Origin of the sequence: Streptomyces sp. R44, assembly GCF_041053105.1 — a bacterium.
Classification (GTDB): Bacteria; Actinomycetota; Actinomycetes; order Streptomycetales; family Streptomycetaceae; genus Streptomyces.
Genome location: NZ_CP163444.1, coordinates 5539318 through 5554872, shown reverse-complemented (window position 1 = coordinate 5554872; position 15555 = coordinate 5539318). Strand labels below are relative to the sequence as shown.

The 15555-nt window shown below is 68.8% G+C and carries 14 protein-coding genes; 2 read left to right on the top strand and 12 right to left on the bottom strand.

Going from position 1 to position 15555, the window contains the following annotated elements; all coding sequences use genetic code 11:
* Positions 1 to 44: 44 nt before the first annotated feature.
* From AB5J54_RS25965 to AB5J54_RS25910, 12 genes are all read right to left on the bottom strand, one after another.
* Complete coding sequence (locus AB5J54_RS25965; RefSeq protein ID WP_369146322.1) at positions 45 to 1118, bottom strand: N-acetylmuramoyl-L-alanine amidase; 1074 nt, start codon at positions 1116 to 1118, stop codon at positions 45 to 47.
* A 212-nt stretch (positions 1119 to 1330) separates the two neighbouring features.
* Positions 1331 to 1741 (bottom strand): DUF2690 domain-containing protein, encoded by a 411-nt coding sequence (locus tag AB5J54_RS25960; RefSeq protein ID WP_369146321.1) that lies wholly within the window; start codon positions 1739 to 1741, stop codon positions 1331 to 1333.
* Between the two features lie 70 nt (positions 1742 to 1811).
* A complete protein-coding gene (locus AB5J54_RS25955) occupies positions 1812 to 2231 on the bottom strand; it encodes a DUF2690 domain-containing protein (protein WP_369146320.1) in 420 nt (139 codons plus the stop codon).
* Between the two features lie 22 nt (positions 2232 to 2253).
* Entirely contained in the window at positions 2254 to 2664 is a 411-nt protein-coding gene (locus AB5J54_RS25950) for a DUF2690 domain-containing protein (protein WP_369146319.1), read from the bottom strand.
* Between the two features lie 18 nt (positions 2665 to 2682).
* Complete coding sequence (locus tag AB5J54_RS25945) at positions 2683 to 3105, bottom strand: DUF2690 domain-containing protein (protein ID WP_369146318.1); 423 nt, start codon at positions 3103 to 3105, stop codon at positions 2683 to 2685.
* A gap of 263 nt (positions 3106 to 3368) precedes the next feature.
* Positions 3369 to 4451: an ABC transporter ATP-binding protein gene (locus AB5J54_RS25940; protein ID WP_369146317.1), complete on the bottom strand. Its 1083-nt coding sequence runs from the start codon at positions 4449 to 4451 to the stop codon at positions 3369 to 3371.
* Positions 4444 to 5499, bottom strand: a complete 1056-nt coding sequence (locus AB5J54_RS25935; protein ID WP_369146316.1) for an ABC transporter ATP-binding protein — start codon at positions 5497 to 5499, stop codon at positions 4444 to 4446. Before AB5J54_RS25935 ends, AB5J54_RS25940 begins: the two co-directional genes overlap by 8 nt.
* Before the next feature lie 14 nt (positions 5500 to 5513).
* Positions 5514 to 6467, bottom strand: a complete 954-nt coding sequence (locus AB5J54_RS25930; RefSeq protein ID WP_369146315.1) for an ABC transporter permease — start codon at positions 6465 to 6467, stop codon at positions 5514 to 5516.
* Positions 6460 to 7392, bottom strand: a complete 933-nt coding sequence (locus AB5J54_RS25925) for an ABC transporter permease (RefSeq protein ID WP_351184476.1) — start codon at positions 7390 to 7392, stop codon at positions 6460 to 6462. Before AB5J54_RS25925 ends, AB5J54_RS25930 begins: the two co-directional genes overlap by 8 nt.
* A gap of 170 nt (positions 7393 to 7562) precedes the next feature.
* Positions 7563 to 9206, bottom strand: a complete 1644-nt coding sequence (locus AB5J54_RS25920; protein WP_369146314.1) for an ABC transporter substrate-binding protein — start codon at positions 9204 to 9206, stop codon at positions 7563 to 7565.
* Between the two features lie 479 nt (positions 9207 to 9685).
* Positions 9686 to 11587 (bottom strand): translational GTPase TypA, encoded by a 1902-nt coding sequence (gene typA, locus AB5J54_RS25915; RefSeq protein ID WP_369146313.1) that lies wholly within the window; start codon positions 11585 to 11587, stop codon positions 9686 to 9688.
* A gap of 262 nt (positions 11588 to 11849) precedes the next feature.
* Complete coding sequence (locus AB5J54_RS25910) at positions 11850 to 14264, bottom strand: ABC transporter family substrate-binding protein (protein ID WP_369146312.1); 2415 nt, start codon at positions 14262 to 14264, stop codon at positions 11850 to 11852.
* Between the two features lie 200 nt (positions 14265 to 14464).
* On the opposite strand from AB5J54_RS25910, the gene AB5J54_RS25905 reads away from it, so the two are divergent.
* Both AB5J54_RS25905 and AB5J54_RS25900 read left to right on the top strand, forming a co-directional pair.
* Positions 14465 to 14692 carry a hypothetical protein gene (locus tag AB5J54_RS25905; RefSeq protein WP_369146311.1) on the top strand — a complete coding sequence of 76 codons (228 nt, stop codon included), beginning with the start codon at positions 14465 to 14467 and terminating at the stop codon, positions 14690 to 14692.
* 27 nt (positions 14693 to 14719) lie between these two features.
* Positions 14720 to 15550 carry a hypothetical protein gene (locus AB5J54_RS25900; RefSeq protein WP_369146310.1) on the top strand — a complete coding sequence of 277 codons (831 nt, stop codon included), beginning with the start codon at positions 14720 to 14722 and terminating at the stop codon, positions 15548 to 15550.
* Positions 15551 to 15555 lie beyond the last annotated feature (5 nt).

The following is a 15555-nucleotide window of genomic DNA, read 5'->3' as shown; positions in this document are numbered from 1 at the left end:
GGTGGCTTCTCCTTTGTCGGTGGGGGCTTCAGGACCTCAGGACCTCAGGCGAGGAGACGGCTGAAGGTGCGGGCGTCGGCCAGGCCGTCGCCGGGCAGCCCGGCCGTGTTCTGGAAGGTGGCGACCGAGGCCAGGGTGCCGGGGCCGAAGACGCCGTCGACGTCCGTCGGGACACCCTTGGCGGTGAGCAGGAGCTGGACGGCCTTGACGGCTTCGCCGGTGTCGCCCTGCCGTACGGGGACGACGAGCTGGTGCCAGGTCTGGTTGCCGGCCCAGCCGTCGGACGTGGCGGTCACGAGCGACTGGAAGTTCCGTACGGCCTGCTCGGTGGCCGGGCCGAAGCTTCCGTCCACGGTGATCGTGGCGCCGCGCCGGACGAGCAGGTGCTGGAGCGCGCGGACCCGGTCGCCGGTGTCGCCGTTGTGCAGCAGCGGCCACACAGGGGCCGTCGGGTCCCCGCCGATGCGGCCGGCGACGTCCCGCCGCAGCTGCGGGAGCATCGCGTACAGGCGGTCGCCGGGGCACTCGGTGGCGTTGAAGTCCCGGTGCCCGTAGATCTGGTAGGCGCGCAGCCCGTACTGGCGGCAGATGTACGCGCACAGCTCGACCAGCTTCGCGTACTGCTCGCTGCGCGGGTCGACCGTGATGTAGGTGCCCTCGTTCTCGATGCCGATGGCGACGGTGTTCTGCCCGGTGCAGTGCGCCGACTCCACGGTCTGGGTGCCGCCCTGGAGCGCGGTCAGGCTGCTGTGCCGGCCCTCCAGGACGTACGCGCCGCGCGAGACGGTGAAGTGCTGGCCCGTGTCGATCCAATGACGTTCGTCCATCGCCCAGTTCTGCATGGAGCGGGCGAGCTGGAAGGCCTGGGCCTGCGAGTAGTCGGTCGTGTTGGGGGTATCGGTGTGGTGAACGATGATCTTCTGCGGCGGGGTCGACAGCACCCGCACGGGGCTGCTCGCCGGGCGGGCGCCCCACGCGGTGGTGTCCGCGATGGTGAGCGAGGTCGCGGCCTGCGCCTGACCGGTCGCCCACAGGGGCAGCGCCGTCGCGGCGCCGAGCGCGAGGCCGCCGGTGAGCAGGGAACGGCGGCTGGGAGTCGATTCGTTGGCCGAGGTCATGATGGGAGTTCCTCAACTGGATAACTCGGTGGGTCAGTACAAGGCGGTGCACGGGTCTCGAAGGTCGCGTGGGCGCGCGTCCCGCACGTCCGGGCGTAGACGTCCTTGTCGTTTCACCATGGCGGTCCAGACGGTTCCGTAGCCGCCGTGGCAGACGCTCCGGGAGTCACGCCGGGTGTCGGAGACCGTGACGGTGTCGAAGGACGCCTCGCTCAGTACTCGGGGGTGCAGGCGGTGCCCTTGGCGAAGGTGCCGCAGGCTCTGGCGAGGACGTCCTTGTCGTTGACCATCCGGGTCCACACGGTCCCCGAACCCGGATAGTGCACCGCGTACTTGTTGCCCAGCGAGTTCTGAACCCAGATCTCGCCCTCGTCGCCGTACTTGAACCGAGCCCAGGCCGCGCGACAGGTCGGGCTGTAGCGGAGTTCGAGACCGACGTACTCCCCCCACATCACCGTCTGGGCGTCGTTCTGGCAGATGGTGGTGGCCGGGTCGAGGCCGTTGCAGGAGGACCCGTAGCAGGACGTGGCGGCCGAGGCCGGGGAGGAAGCCAGCAGCAGGCTGCTCGCGGCGAACGCGAGGGCCGAACCGACCGTCGCGAGCTTGCGGGTGAGCTGTCTCATGGGTGTGGAGCTCCTTCGGTGGTCTGGTACCGGTCGTTGCCGTAACCGCCGTCATGCGGGTCGCCATGGGCTAGTACCAGCCGGTCTGACACCACCCTCCGGTCTCCTGCTTGTAGCCATAGGCCTGGGCCTGGATGTCCTTGTCGTTCACCATCCGCGTCCAGACCGTCTGCCCGGTCGTGTAGGTGCCGTAGTTGTCGCCCACCGTGTTGTAGACGTGGACCTCCATCGGCGCGTCGGAGGAGGAGGTCGCGCGCGCCCAGGCGGCCCGGCAGGTCGGGCTGTAGCGGAGCTCGACGCCCCACCGGTCGGACCAGGAGACGGTCCTGGCATCGTTCTGGCAGATCGTGGTGGCCGGGTCGAGCCCCGTGCAGGAGGACCCGTAGCAGGACGTGGCGGCCGAGGCCGGGGAGGAAGCCAGCAGCAGGCTGGACGTGGCGAGCGCGAAAGCCGAACCGGCGGTCGCGAGCTTGCGGGTGAGGGCGTTCACCGAAGAATCTCCTTCTGCGGGTCTAGTACCACGACGTGCAGTTCCACTCGAACCCCGTGATGTAGCCGCAGGCGCGGCCGATGATGCCCTTGTCGTCGATCATCGGGGTCCACACGGTGCCGCTGCCGGTGTAGCGGGCTTCCTTGTACAGGCCGGTGTTGCTCTCCACCCAGATGATCATCGGGGAGTTGCTGCTCTGCCGTGCCCAGGCGGACCGGCAGGTGGGGCTGTAGCGGAGCTCGGTGCCGATGCTGTTCGTCGCGACCGTGCGGGCGTCGTTCTGGCAGATGGAGGTGGCCGGGTCGAGGCCGGTGCAGGAGGGCCCGTAGCAGGAGGTCGCGGCGGACGCGGGCGAGGAGGCGAGGAGCAGGCCGGACGCGGCGAGCGCGAGGGTCGAGCCGGCGGTGGCGAGCTTGCGGGTGAGGGTGTTCACGAGGCGTCCACCTGCTTCCTAGTACCAGGCGGTGAAGCCGTACTGCGCGCCGACTTCCTTGAAGCCGTAGCCGCGGGCCTCGATGTCCTTGTCGTTCACCATCTGCGTCCACCTGTAGGCGGCGCCGGTCGTGTAGGTGGTGTAGGCGTCTCCCCTGGTGTTCTGGACGCCGACGAGCATCGGCGCGTCCGAACCGGGCGTCGCACGGGCCCAGGCGGCCCGGCAGGTGGGGCTGTAGCGCAGCTCGACGCCGAACCGGTCCGACACGGACACGGTCCTGGCGTCGTTCTGGCAGATCGTCGTCGAGGGGTCGAGGCCGGTGCAGCCGGCCGCGTAACAGGACGTCGCTGCCGACGCCGGCGAGGAGGCGAGCAGGAGGCTCGACCCGGCCATCGCGAGGGCCGAACCGACGGTGGCGAGTCTGCGGGTGAGGGCGTTCACGGCGTGTCCCCTGATCCTGAAGTGGTAGGCGGTGCACAGCAGTTGGGCTGCGCCGCGACACACGCTGCCACTCCCGCCCGCCGTCCCGGCCGTCCCTGCGGACCGGGACGGTCCCGTGGGACGCCGGACGGGAACGGGACACCCGTACACCCGTCCCATGGGACGTCCCGCGGGCATGCGAGAGGCCCCCGGCACCCTTGCGGGTGTCCGGGGGCCTCTCGGGGCTCCGGTCGGATCAGACGGATCGGATCAGACAGATCGGATCAGACGGAAAGGACCTGCTTCTCCTCGGCGAAGTGGCACGCCGAGAAGTGGGCGGCCGGGGTGTCCGCGCCCTGGAAGCGCTGCGGGATCGCGAGGACCGGCACCTCCTGGGAGCACTTCTCCTGCGCCTTCCAGCAGCGGGTGCGGAAGCTGCAGCCCGACGGCGGGTTGGCCGGCGAGGGGACGTCACCGGTGAGGATGATCCGCTCGCGGTGCGCGCGGGCCTCCGGGTCCGGCACCGGCACCGCGGAGAGCAGCGCCTGGGTGTACGGGTGCGTCGGGTGCTCGTAGATCTGCTCGTCCGTACCGATCTCGGCCATCTTGCCGAGGTACATGACGCCGACGCGGTCCGAGATGTGCCGGACGATCGACAGGTCGTGCGCGATGAAGATGTAGGAGAGGTTGAACTCGTCCTGGAGCTTCTCCATCAGGTTGATGACCTGCGCCTGGACGGAGACGTCCAGGGCCGAGACCGGCTCGTCGCAGATGATGATCTCCGGGTTGAGCGCGAGGCCGCGGGCGATGCCGATGCGCTGGCGCTGACCGCCGGAGAACTGGTGCGGGTACCGGTTGATGTACTCCGGGTTCAGACCGACGACGTCGAGGAGGTCCTGCACCTTGCGGCGCCGGTCGCCCTTCGGGGCCACCTCGGGGTGGATGTCGAAGGTCTCGCCGATGATGTCGCCGACCGTCATGCGCGGGTTCAGCGAGGTGTACGGGTCCTGGAACACCATCTGGATGTTGCGGCGGACGGCCTTCAGCGCGCGCCCGGACAGCTTGGTGATGTCCTGGCCCTTGTAGAAGACCTCGCCGGCGGTGGCCCGCTCCAGGTTCATCAGGAGCTTGGCGACCGTGGACTTGCCACAGCCGGACTCGCCCACGATGCCGAGGGTCTCGCCCTGGTAGAGGTCGAAGGAGACCCCGTCCACGGCCTTGACCGCGCCGACCTGCTTCTTGAAGAGGATGCCCTGCGTCAGCGGGAAGTGCTTCTTCAGGTTGCGCACCTGGAGGATCGGCTCGCCGCGGCCCGCGGGGGCCTCGACGGCGGCCACGGCCTCGTCGTTCTTGCTGAGGTCAGCCATGGATCGTCTCCTTCCAGAAGTGGCAGGCGCTCTTACGGCCCGGGAGATCCGCGCCGTCCTGCTCGGTGACCGGCACCAGGGCCGGGATCTCCGTACGGCAGAGGTCGTCGGCCTTGGGGCAGCGCGGGTTGAAGGCGCAGCCGGAGGGCACCTTGAGCAGGTTGGGCGGCAGGCCCTTGATCGCGTAGAGCTCCTGGCCCTTCTGGTCCAGGCGCGGGATCGAGTCGAGGAGGCCCCGGGTGTACGGGTGGGCCGGGCGCTTGTACAGCTCGTGCACCGGCGCCTGCTCGACGATCCGTCCGGCGTACATCACGGCGATCTTGTCCGCGACGTCGGCGACGACGCCGAGGTCGTGGGTGATCAGGATCAGGCCCATGTTGTATTCCTGCTGGAGCTCCGCGAGGAGGTCCATGACCTGGGCCTGGACGGTCACGTCGAGAGCCGTGGTGGGCTCGTCGGCGATGATCAGGTCCGGCTCCAGGGCGAGCGCCATGGCGATCATGATGCGCTGGCGCATACCGCCGGAGAACTGGTGGGGGTAGTCGGTGACCCGCGCCTTGGCGGCGGGGATCTTGACCTTGTCCATCAGCTCGACGGCCTTGACCGTGGCGTCCTTCTTGGACATGCCGTGGTGCACCCGGAACATCTCGCCGAGCTGGTAGCCGACGGTGAGGACCGGGTTGAGGGAGGACAGCGCGTCCTGGAAGATCATGGCGATCTTCCGGCCGCGGATCTTCCGGCGGTCCTCCTCGGACATCTTCAGCATGTCCTCGCCGCGGAACAGGATCTCGCCCTGCGGGATCTTGCCGGGCGGCATGTCGAGGATGCCCATGATGGCCTGGGCGGTGACGGACTTGCCGGAGCCGGACTCGCCGAGGACGGCGAGGGTCTCGCCGGCGTTCACCGAGTAGTTGACGCCGTTGACCGCCTTGGCCACACCGTCACGGGTGTGGAACTCGACGTGCAGGTCCTTGACTTCGAGCAGCGGACCGGTGTGGTCGCCACCGCGCGGCGCGGGGACGGCCGCGGTCTTGTCGATGATGCTCATCTGTTACGCCCTCCTCAGCGCAGCTTGGGGTCGAGGGCGTTGCGGACGGCTTCGCCGAGCATGATGAACGCCAGGACGGTGAGGCTCAGCATGATCGAGGGCCACAGCAGCACGTGCGGAGCGACGCGGATCTGAGCGACGCCTGCGGAGATGTCGACACCCCAGGAGACGGTCGGGGCGGCGAGGCCGAGTCCGAGGAAGGACAGGGTGGCCTCGGCCGAGATGTAACCGCCGAGCGCGATGGTCGCGACGACGATCACGGGGGCCATGGCGTTCGGCAGGATGTGCTTGAACAGGATCCTGGTGGTGCCGGCGCCGAGGGCCTTCGCCGCGTGGACGTAGTCGGCCTGCTTGACCGTGATCACGGCACCGCGCATGACGCGGGTGATCTGGGTCCAGCCGAGGAACGCGAGGGCGAAGACGACGACCCAGACGGTCCGCTCGACGAACGCCTGCAGGACGACCATGGCGCCGAGCAGGAAGGGGATGCCGAAGAACACGTCGGTGAGCCGGGAGAGCAGCGCGTCGATCCAGCCGCCGAAGTAGCCGGAGATCATGCCCATGATGCCGCCGACGATCGTGACGATCGCGGTGACGGCGACGCCGACGATGATCGAGGCGCGGGTGCCGTGGATCAGGCGGGCGTACACGGAGCGGCCCTGCTGGTCGTAGCCCAGCCACTCGGGCGAGCCGACCTTGCCGAGCTCGGGCTTGCTGAGGAAGTGGTGGACCAGGTCACCGGCGGTCGGGGACGCGTTGGTGAAGAGGGTCGGCCACGCCGAGATCAGCAGCAGCAGCGCAATCAGGACCGACGAGATGATGAAGTACGGGTTGCGGCGCAGGTCGGCCCAGGCGTCGCCCCAGAGGCTGCGGGCCTTCTCGGCCTTGGCCACCGGTGCGGACGCGTCCACGGAGGGGGGCGCGACGGCATCCTCGACGGCGGCTGCGGTCTTGGTCACGTCAGGCATACCGGATCCTCGGGTCCAGGACCGCGTACAGCAGGTCGATGAGCAGGCTGGTGACGAGGTAGACGATCACCAGGATGGTGACGAGGCCCACCAGGGTCGAACCTTCGCGCCGGGAGATCGACTCGGCGATGACGCCGCCGATTCCGTGGATGTTGAAGATCGCCTCGGTGACGACCGCGCCGCCCATGAGGGCGCCGATGTCGGTGCCGAGGAAGGTGACCACGGGGATCATCGAGTTGCGCATCAGGTGGACGCCGATGACGCGGCGCCGCGGCAGGCCCTTGGCGACGGCCGTGCGCATGTAGTCGGCGCGCAGGTTCTCCGCCATGGAGGTACGGGTCAGTCGGGCCACGTACGCGAGGGAGAGACCGCCGAGCACGATGGCCGGGGCGATCATCTCGCTCAGCACCGGCTCGGTGCTGACGTTCGGCGCGATCCACTCCAGGTTGAAGGCGAACACCATCTTGATGATGTAGCCGAGGACGAAGACCGGGATCGAGATGATCAGCAGGGTGAAGATCAGGATCAGGTTGTCGGCCAGGCGGCCGGCGCGCAGACCACCGATGATGCCCAGGCCGATGCCGAAGACCAGCTCGATGGCGAACGCGAGGGCGGCCAGCTGGAGAGTGATGGGGAACGCGTCACCCAGCACTTCGGTGACCGGCAGTCCGTTACGGATCTGGGTGCCGAAGTCCAGGTGCAGGACCATGTCCCGCATGTACGTGAAGTACTGCACCGGCAAGGACCTGTCGAGACCCAGCTCATGGCGCTTCGCGGCGAGCGTCGCCGGGTCGGCGCCCTTGTCGCCGAACATGGCAAGCACGGGATCGCCGGGCAGGCTGTGCACCATGAGGAAGATCAGCAGGGTTGTCCCGAGGAAAACCGGGATCATCTGGAGCAGTCGTCGTGCGACATAACGCCCCATCATGCCTCCGTTGAGATGTGTCAGCGCAACCGACGGGCCCTCCCCCGACGGCATGCCCGGATCCGGGCATACCTATGTCGTGGAAGGGCCCCCCAGCCGCTGCGTAAGGCACCGAGACGGGACTGACGTTCCGTCAGTCCCGTGACGGTGTGCGGACTACGCTCGGGTGATTACTTCTTGACCTCGACGCCGGTCAGGATCGGGTCGCCGTCCTGACCGTAGGCGACACCCGAGACCTTCTCGGAGAAGCCCGCGTTGACCTTGTAGTACCAGAGCGGGATGGACGGCATGTAGTTCTTGAGGTCCTTCTCGATCGCCTGGTAGGCCTTGACGGACTCGTCAAGGGTGGCGGCCGAGTCGGCCTTCGCGATCTTGGCGTCCAGCTCCTTGTTGGAGAAGTCGCCCTGGTTGCCGCCCGCACCCGTACGGAACAGGTCCGAGATGAAGTTGGCGTTCACCGGGTAGTCGAGCACCCAGCCGGAACGGTAGAGCGACTTGACCTGCTTGGTCTTACGAGCGGTCAGGTCGGCCTGGAAGTCCGGCTTGCCGTCGCCGACGCACTGGACGTCGGTGGCCTGCTGGATGGAGTTGCAGACAGCGTCCACCCACTCCTTGTGGCCACCGTCGGCGTTGTACTGGATGGAGATCTTGCCGCCGGGGACACCGCCGCCGGCCTTGATGAGCTCCTTGGCCTTGGCCGGGTCGTACGTGGTGACGCCGGCGCCGCCGTCGGCCTGGAAGCCGAGGACACCCTTGGCGACCCAGCCGGTCGCGGGCTCACGCGTGCCGTTCAGCACCGTCTTGGTGATGGTGGCGCGGTCGATCGCCATGGACAGACCCTGGACGACGCGCGGGTCGACCAGCTTCGGCTTCTTCCACTGGTCGGAGTAGAAGGCGACGGCGATGGTCTGGATCGCGGAGTACGGCTGGTCCACGGCGCGCTCGCCGAGGTCCTGGCGGTAGACCGGGAGGTCCTTCGGCGCGATCTGACGCAGGACGTCGACGTTGCCGGACTTCAGGTCCTCGTACGCGGCCTCGAGGGTGGTGTAGTTCTTGAAGACCACACCGCCGTTCTTCGCCTTGTTCGGGCCCTTGTAGCCGTCGAAGCGGGTGATCTCGATCTTCTTCTTGTGGTCCCAGGACTTGAACTTGTAGGGACCGTTGCCGACCGGAGCCGCGCCGCGCTGCTTCTCGCCCAGCTTGTAGAAGGAGTCCGGCAGCGGCGCGAAGACGATGTACGCGAGCTTGTGGCCGAAGTACGGGACGGCCTTGGTGAGCTCGATCTTGAAGGTGTTCTCGTCGACGACGGTCAGACCGTCCAGCTTGTCGGCGGTCTGCTTCGCACCCTCGGCGTCCGGGTGGACCTTGTCGTAGCCCTTGATGTCCGCGAACCAGGACGCGAGGCCCTGGGCGTTCTTCAGGCTGGCGTTCCAGTTCCACGCGTCCACGTAGGACTTGGAGGTGACCGGGGTGCCGTCGTGGAAGGTCCAGCCCGGCTTGAGCTTGACGGTCCAGGTCTTCGAGTCCGTCGTGGTGACCGACTCGGCGTTGATCATCTCCAGGGAACCGTCGGCCTTGTAGTCGACCAGGGTCGAGAACAGGCCGGCCATGACGGCGGAGCCGTTGGACTCCATCGTGTCACCGGTGAGCAGGGGCTTCTCAGGCTCGCCCAGCTCGATGGAGAAGATTCCGTTCGGGTCAACAGCCTTGGCGTCGCTGCCGCTGTCGCCGCTCTTACCCCCGCCACAGGCGGTCGCAGCAAGGGCGACGATGATCGCGCCCGTTACCCACTTGGCGCTCTTGGCACCGCGCATGGGTTCCTCCTCATGAGTCCACTTTGTCACTACAAGAGAGGCACTCCGAGTTTCGCCGACACCCCTGACGGCTTTGGACTCAAGTGCCCCGAGTGTGCTCGTGAGTCGGCACTCCCCACAGTGCGTGACCCATTGACCCGAGCTCAATGGAGCCAACTATTAAGTACGTCCGGGCTGTAAACCACACTTAAGCGGTCTCGTTTTGGCAACATCACCAGGGCCGGGAAGACCGAAATCCGGACAAACTGAGCACAGACAGACACGCCCGAAACGGACTGTTAACACACGTACCGGAGAGCGATCGCCGATATGCGGACACCTCGGCCCCGAAATGGAGTTGACGGGACTTGACGAAAAGCCCGGGCCCCCACAGCTTCTGTGGGGGCCCGGGCTCCGGTGCTGACGTCATGTCAGCCGAGAGCGGCGAAGATCACAGGACCATGATCTACCCCGCCGTGCTCGGCCGTATGCGACCTTACTCAGCCGTTCTTGGCGCGGGAAGACGCACGGCCACGCGCGTTCTGGTCGAGGATGACCTTGCGGATGCGCACGGCCTCCGGGGTCACCTCGACGCACTCGTCGTCGCGGCAGAACTCCAGGGACTGCTCCAGGGAGAGCTTGCGCGGCGGGACGATCGCCTCGAAGGAGTCGGCGGAGGAGGAGCGCATGTTGGTGAGCTTCTTCTCCTTGGTGATGTTCACGTCCATGTCGTCGGAGCGGGAGTTCTCGCCGACGATCATGCCCTCGTACACCTCGGTGCCGGGGTCGGTGAACAGGACGCCGCGCTCCTGGAGGTTGGTCATCGCGAAGGCGGTGACCGCACCGGCGCGGTCGGCGACCAGCGAACCGTTGTTACGGGTCGTCAGGGTGCCGAACCACGGCTCGTGGCCCTCGTGGATGGAGTGCGCGATGCCCGTACCGCGGGTGTTGGTCAGGAACTCCGTACGGAAGCCGATGAGGCCACGGGACGGAACGACGAACTCCATGCGGACCCAGCCGGAGCCGTGGTTCGACATGTTGTCCATGCGGCCCTTGCGGACGCCCATGAGCTGCGTGACGGCGCCCATGTGCTCCTCGGGGACGTCGACCGTGAGGCGCTCGACGGGCTCGTGGACCTTGCCGTCGACCTCCTTGGTGACGACCTGCGGCTTGCCGATGGTGAGCTCGAAGCCCTCGCGGCGCATCTGCTCGACCAGGATGGCGAGCGCGAGCTCACCGCGGCCCTGGACCTCCCAGGCGTCGGGGCGCTCGGTGTCGAGGACGCGGAGCGAGACGTTACCGATCAGCTCGCGGTCCAGTCGGTCCTTGACCTGGCGGGCGGTGACCTTGCGGTTCTTGACCGCGGCCTTGGCGTCCGCGCCCTTGCCCGTGCCACCGCGGCCGACGAGCGGCGAGGTGTTGGTGCCGATGGTCATGGAGATGGCCGGCTGGTCGACCGTGATCAGCGGCAGCGCGATCGGGTTCTCCGGGTCGGCCAGGGTCTCGCCGATCATGATGTCGGGGATACCGGCGACGGCGCAGATGTCACCGGGGCCGGCGACCTCGGCGGGCTTGCGGGTGAGCGCCTCGGTCATCATCAGCTCGGTGATGCGGACGTTGGAGATCGTGCCGTCCCGCTTGATCCACGCGACCGTCTGGCCCTTGCGGAGCTCGCCCTGCTCGACGCGGAGCAGCGCGATGCGGCCGAGGAAGTTGTCGGCGTCCAGGTTGGTGACGTGGGCCTGGAGCGGGGCCTCCTCGTCGTACACCGGGGCGGGGACGTGCTCCAGGATGGCCGAGAAGAACGGCTCCAGGTTGTCGCTGTCCGCGGGAACGGTGCCGTTCTCCGGCTTGGTCAGCGAGGCGATGCCGTCACGGCCGCAGGCGTAGACGATCGGGAACTCGATCTGGTCCTCGTCCGCGTCCAGGTCGAGGAAGAGGTCGTAGGTCTCGTTGACGACCTCGTCGATCCGGGAGTCCGGGCGGTCCGTCTTGTTGATGCAGAGGATGACGGGCTTGCGCTGCTGGAGCGCCTTGCGCAGCACGAAACGGGTCTGCGGGAGCGGACCCTCGGAGGCGTCCACCAGGAGGACGACGGCGTCGACCATCGACAGACCGCGCTCGACCTCGCCACCGAAGTCGGCGTGGCCGGGGGTGTCGATGATGTTGATCGTGATCGGGGCCCCGCCGTCCTTGGGGTGATACTTCACCGCCGTGTTCTTGGCGAGGATCGTGATGCCCTTCTCACGCTCCAGGTCGTTCGAGTCCATCATGCGGTCGTCGAGCTGCTGGTGGGCGGCGAAGGCACCGGCCTGCTTGAGCATGGCGTCGACGATGGTCGTCTTGCCATGGTCGACGTGGGCGACGATGGCGACGTTACGGATGTCGTGGCGCGTGGGCATGGGTGCTTGCGCTTCTCTCGGATCGTGGGATGCGGCGTCAGTTCCTCGTACGCCCGCCGGGCGGACGCGCCACGGCTATGTCCTATGGTACGGGGCTGCCGTGCAAGGGGCTTCCCCGGCTTGATCCGAGAGGGTCTACTGGGAGGTTTCAGGGTGTGGGGAACGTCATGCGGGCCGGGTCAAGGGGCCGACGCGATCCTGCCCGCCGGGGTCTCCGGCGGGCAAGGAACTTGAGCTGCTTCTGAGGTTGTGACCTGCACTTTCAGTGGTTCGGCTGGGTACCCTTGGTCGTTTCGGGCTTCTTGAACCCGATGTCCTGGTAGCGGGGAGCGGCGAGGCCCCAGGCTCCGGCGTTCAGAAGATCGGCCCGGGCGGCGACGAGCTGCGGGCGCTGGTAGAGGGGGATGGAGCCGGCGGCGGCCCAGATCCGGGCGTCGGCCTGGCGCACCAGCTCGCGGGCCTCCTCCTCGTCGAGCGTCCCCGCCGCCTGGTCGAAGAGCTGGTCGATGCGGTCGGTGCCGACCCGGGAGTAGTTCTGCTCGACCAGGAGCGAGCCGTCCGAGGCGGGCTCGGGCTTGGCGAAGATCGGCCGGGCGTCGGTCGCCGGGAAGGCGGAGGCCGGCCAGGAGTAGAGGGCCAGGTCGTAGTCGCCCGAGGCCACGTGGTCCTTGAAGAAGCTGTCGTCGGAGACCTTGGTGACCTCGGTGCGGATCCCGACCGCGTCGAGCATCCGGACGATCCGGTCCCCGACCGCCCGCAGCGACTCGGAGCCCGGCCCGGACGGCAGGACGAAGCGGAGGCTGAGCGCCTTGCCGTCCTTGCCGAGGGTTTTGGCGGCCTCGGGGGCCGTCACGGGGGCCGCGGTGCCGCGCGGGGCGTAGGCCCCGGCGACGCCCTGGTCCGGCTTGGGGGCGGAGTGGGCGGCGCGGGCGGCGCCGGAGCCGGTGTCGAGGGCCTCGGCGCGGGCGAGGAGCGCGGCGCTCTGGCGGGCGGCGGCGGAGCCCGGGGCGAGGACCTCGGTGCCGCCCTCGGGGCCGTTCGCGCCGATGACCGGGGCGGGGGCGGCGCGGCGGGCGCCCGGCTTGTCGTCGCCGACGATGTAGAGGCCCTCGTCGGAGGCGGTGTCGCTCGCCTGCTTCTTGGCGTCGGTGGAGCCCTCGCCCTTCTTGGCCTTCTCGGCGGCCTTCTTCTCCGCCTCCTTCTTCTCGGCCTCCTTCTTCTCGGCCTCTTTCTTCTCCGCCTCGCTGCCCGCCTTGGTGCCCGCGGGCTTGTGGAGCGCGCCGCCGGGGACCCAGCCCGCGTCGGCGAGGAGCGCCTGCGCCTCCTTGGTGTCCTGGCCGCCGAGCGCGTCGCTGCTGTCCGCGTACGCCGCCTGGCCGGCGAGGGCGAGGTGGCTGCCGGGGGGCTTCGCGGGGAGGCCGAGCGGCTTGAGGACGGATTCGGCGAGCTCCTGGCGGTCGATGGCGCGGGCCACCGCGCGCCGTACCCGCTCGTCGGCCAGCGGGCCGGACTCGCCGTTCAGCGAGAGCTGGGTGTAGGCGGGCTCCAGGGACTTGCGGACCACGTACTTCGCGAGGGCGTCCTGGGCCTTCGCGTACCGGGCGATCGCCTCCTGGTTCTCCTTGCGGGCGGCCTGGACCTCGGCCGCCTTCTCGTCGTCGGAGCCATGGGCGAGGGCCCAGGACTTCAGGGCCTTGGAGGGGGTGACCGCGGAGCCGGGGCCGTGGGCGAGGGCGGCCTGGGCGCCGTTCCGGCCGGCGCGGGCGTCGCGGAGGGCGAGGGAGATCCGGTCGGCGACGGACCGGTCGATCTCGGCCAGGTCGAGGTCGCCGGCGGCGAGGGCCTCGGCCCGGTCGGCCCGGGGGACGGCCTTGAGGACGATGCTGTCGAGCTTGGCCTGCCGGCCCCACCAGCGGGGGTTGCGGGCGAGGGTGACGTCGCCGCCCTTCCGGTCGACCGCCTTGAGCAGGAACGGTCCTGCGGTGGCCTTGAGGGTGGTGCGCGCCCCGTCGTTGAAGGAGTTCGGGGAGCCCATCACCTGCTTGGGGTAGAGGGGCGTGAAGAGGGACTGCCAGTCGGCGTAGGGCTTGGCGAAGGTGACCCGGACCTCCAGGTCGTTCTTGCCCCGCTCGATCTTCTCGATCCGCTCGTAGCCGGAGTTGCGGGCGGTCCAGTACGCGGTGTCGCGGCCGCTCAGCGCGCGCCACTGGGCCACGAAGTCGGCGGCCCCGATCTCGCGCCCGTCGCTCCAGACCGCCTGCTGGTTGAGCTTGTAGAGGACGACCTGCTTGGGCTCGGTCTCGACGACCTGCGCGGACTCCAGGTAGTCGGGGTTCAGCTGGGGCCGGCCCCGCTCGTCGAGCGTGTAGAGGGAGGGGAGCACGGCTCCGGCGATGCGCGAGGTGGTGCCGTCGGCGTCGGCCTGGAAGGCGTTGAGCGTGGTGGGCAGCGCGTCGACGGCCCAGCGGAGGGTGCCCCCGTCGGCGACCCGGTCGCGGGGCGCGGGCGCGTTGTCCTGGGCCGCCGCCGGGGTCTCGTCGGCCTCGTCGCCGGAGCTGCAGCCCGCGAGGACGGTGACGGCGAGGACCGCGCTGGTGAGGGTGGCGACGGAGCGGAGCGTGCGGGAGCGGGGGCTCCTGGAGCATGTCCTCCCGCGAGGGGCGCCGATCTGGGACATGACTTGTACCCCTTCGTCCAGATTTATGCCATTTGGAGATGATCAGACCTATTGCTCATACACTGAAAAGCACGGACCGGATGCGGCCACGGCGACACGGCGGCGCGACCGGCAAACCCCACTCGTGCGGCCCAACCGCTCGTGCACACGACTTCCCAAGCGGGATGTGACGCGCGACACTCACGAAGGTGAGGGCAACCATGTCCGTTCAGGACGATCTGGCGGCCGTCAAGCGCCGCCTGCAGGACCTGGAACACACGGTCGACGAGCTGGAACGCCGCGTCGGGGCGGAGCAGGGCGCGCCTCCCCCACCGCCCCCCGGCCGTGCGGACAGCATGGTGACCATCCCCGACGCGCCGTACGACGCCGGGAAGTGGACCGACGTCGACGACGAGGGCCTGGGAGCACGCGACCGCCACGCGCCGTAGGAGAGCCGTAGAGCCGAGGAGGCCCTGTTGGCCACAGGTACGCAACCCCCGACGAGCCACCGAGAGGCGACGGGGGTGCGCTCCCCGGGGCGCGCCTCCATCGCCGCCCGCCATCTGCGGACCGACCGCTGGTGGCTCTCCCCCGCCGCCACCGCGGCCGGACTGCTCGCCTTCGTCGCGTACTCGACGTGGCGGGCCTTCGCGAACGCCGACTACTACGCCGCCCCCTACGTCTCCCCCTTCTACTCGCCCTGCCTCGCGGAGAACTGCGTCCCCATGCGCGGCGGGCCGAACTGGGCGCTCTTCGGCAGCTGGTGGGGGCTCTCCCCCGCCCTGCTGATCCTGGTCTTCCCGCTGGGCTTCCGGCTGACCTGCTACTACTACCGCAAGGCGTACTACCGGGGGTTCTGGGCGGCTCCCCCGGCCTGTGCGGTGGCCGAACCCCATCGCACGTACACCGGCGAGACCCGCTTCCCGCTGCTGCTGCAGAACCTCCACCGGTACTTCTTCTACGCGGCGGTGCCGGTCGCCGGGATCCTCACGTACGACACCGCGCTGACCTTCCGGGACGCCGACTACGCCTGGGGCCACGCCGGGCTCGGGACGCTGATCTTCCTCGTCAACATCGTCCTCATCTGGGCGTACACCCTCTCCTGCCACTCCTGCCGGCACATCGTCGGCGGCCGCCTGCGGCACTTCTCGAAGCATCCCGTCCGCTACCGGCTGTGGACCTGGGTGGGGCGCCTGAACGGGCGTCACATGCAACTCGCCTGGGCGTCGCTGATCAGCGTCGCCGTCTGCGACCTGTACGTGTATCTGCTCGCCACCGGCGCCTTCGACGACCCGAGGTTCTTCTGACATGA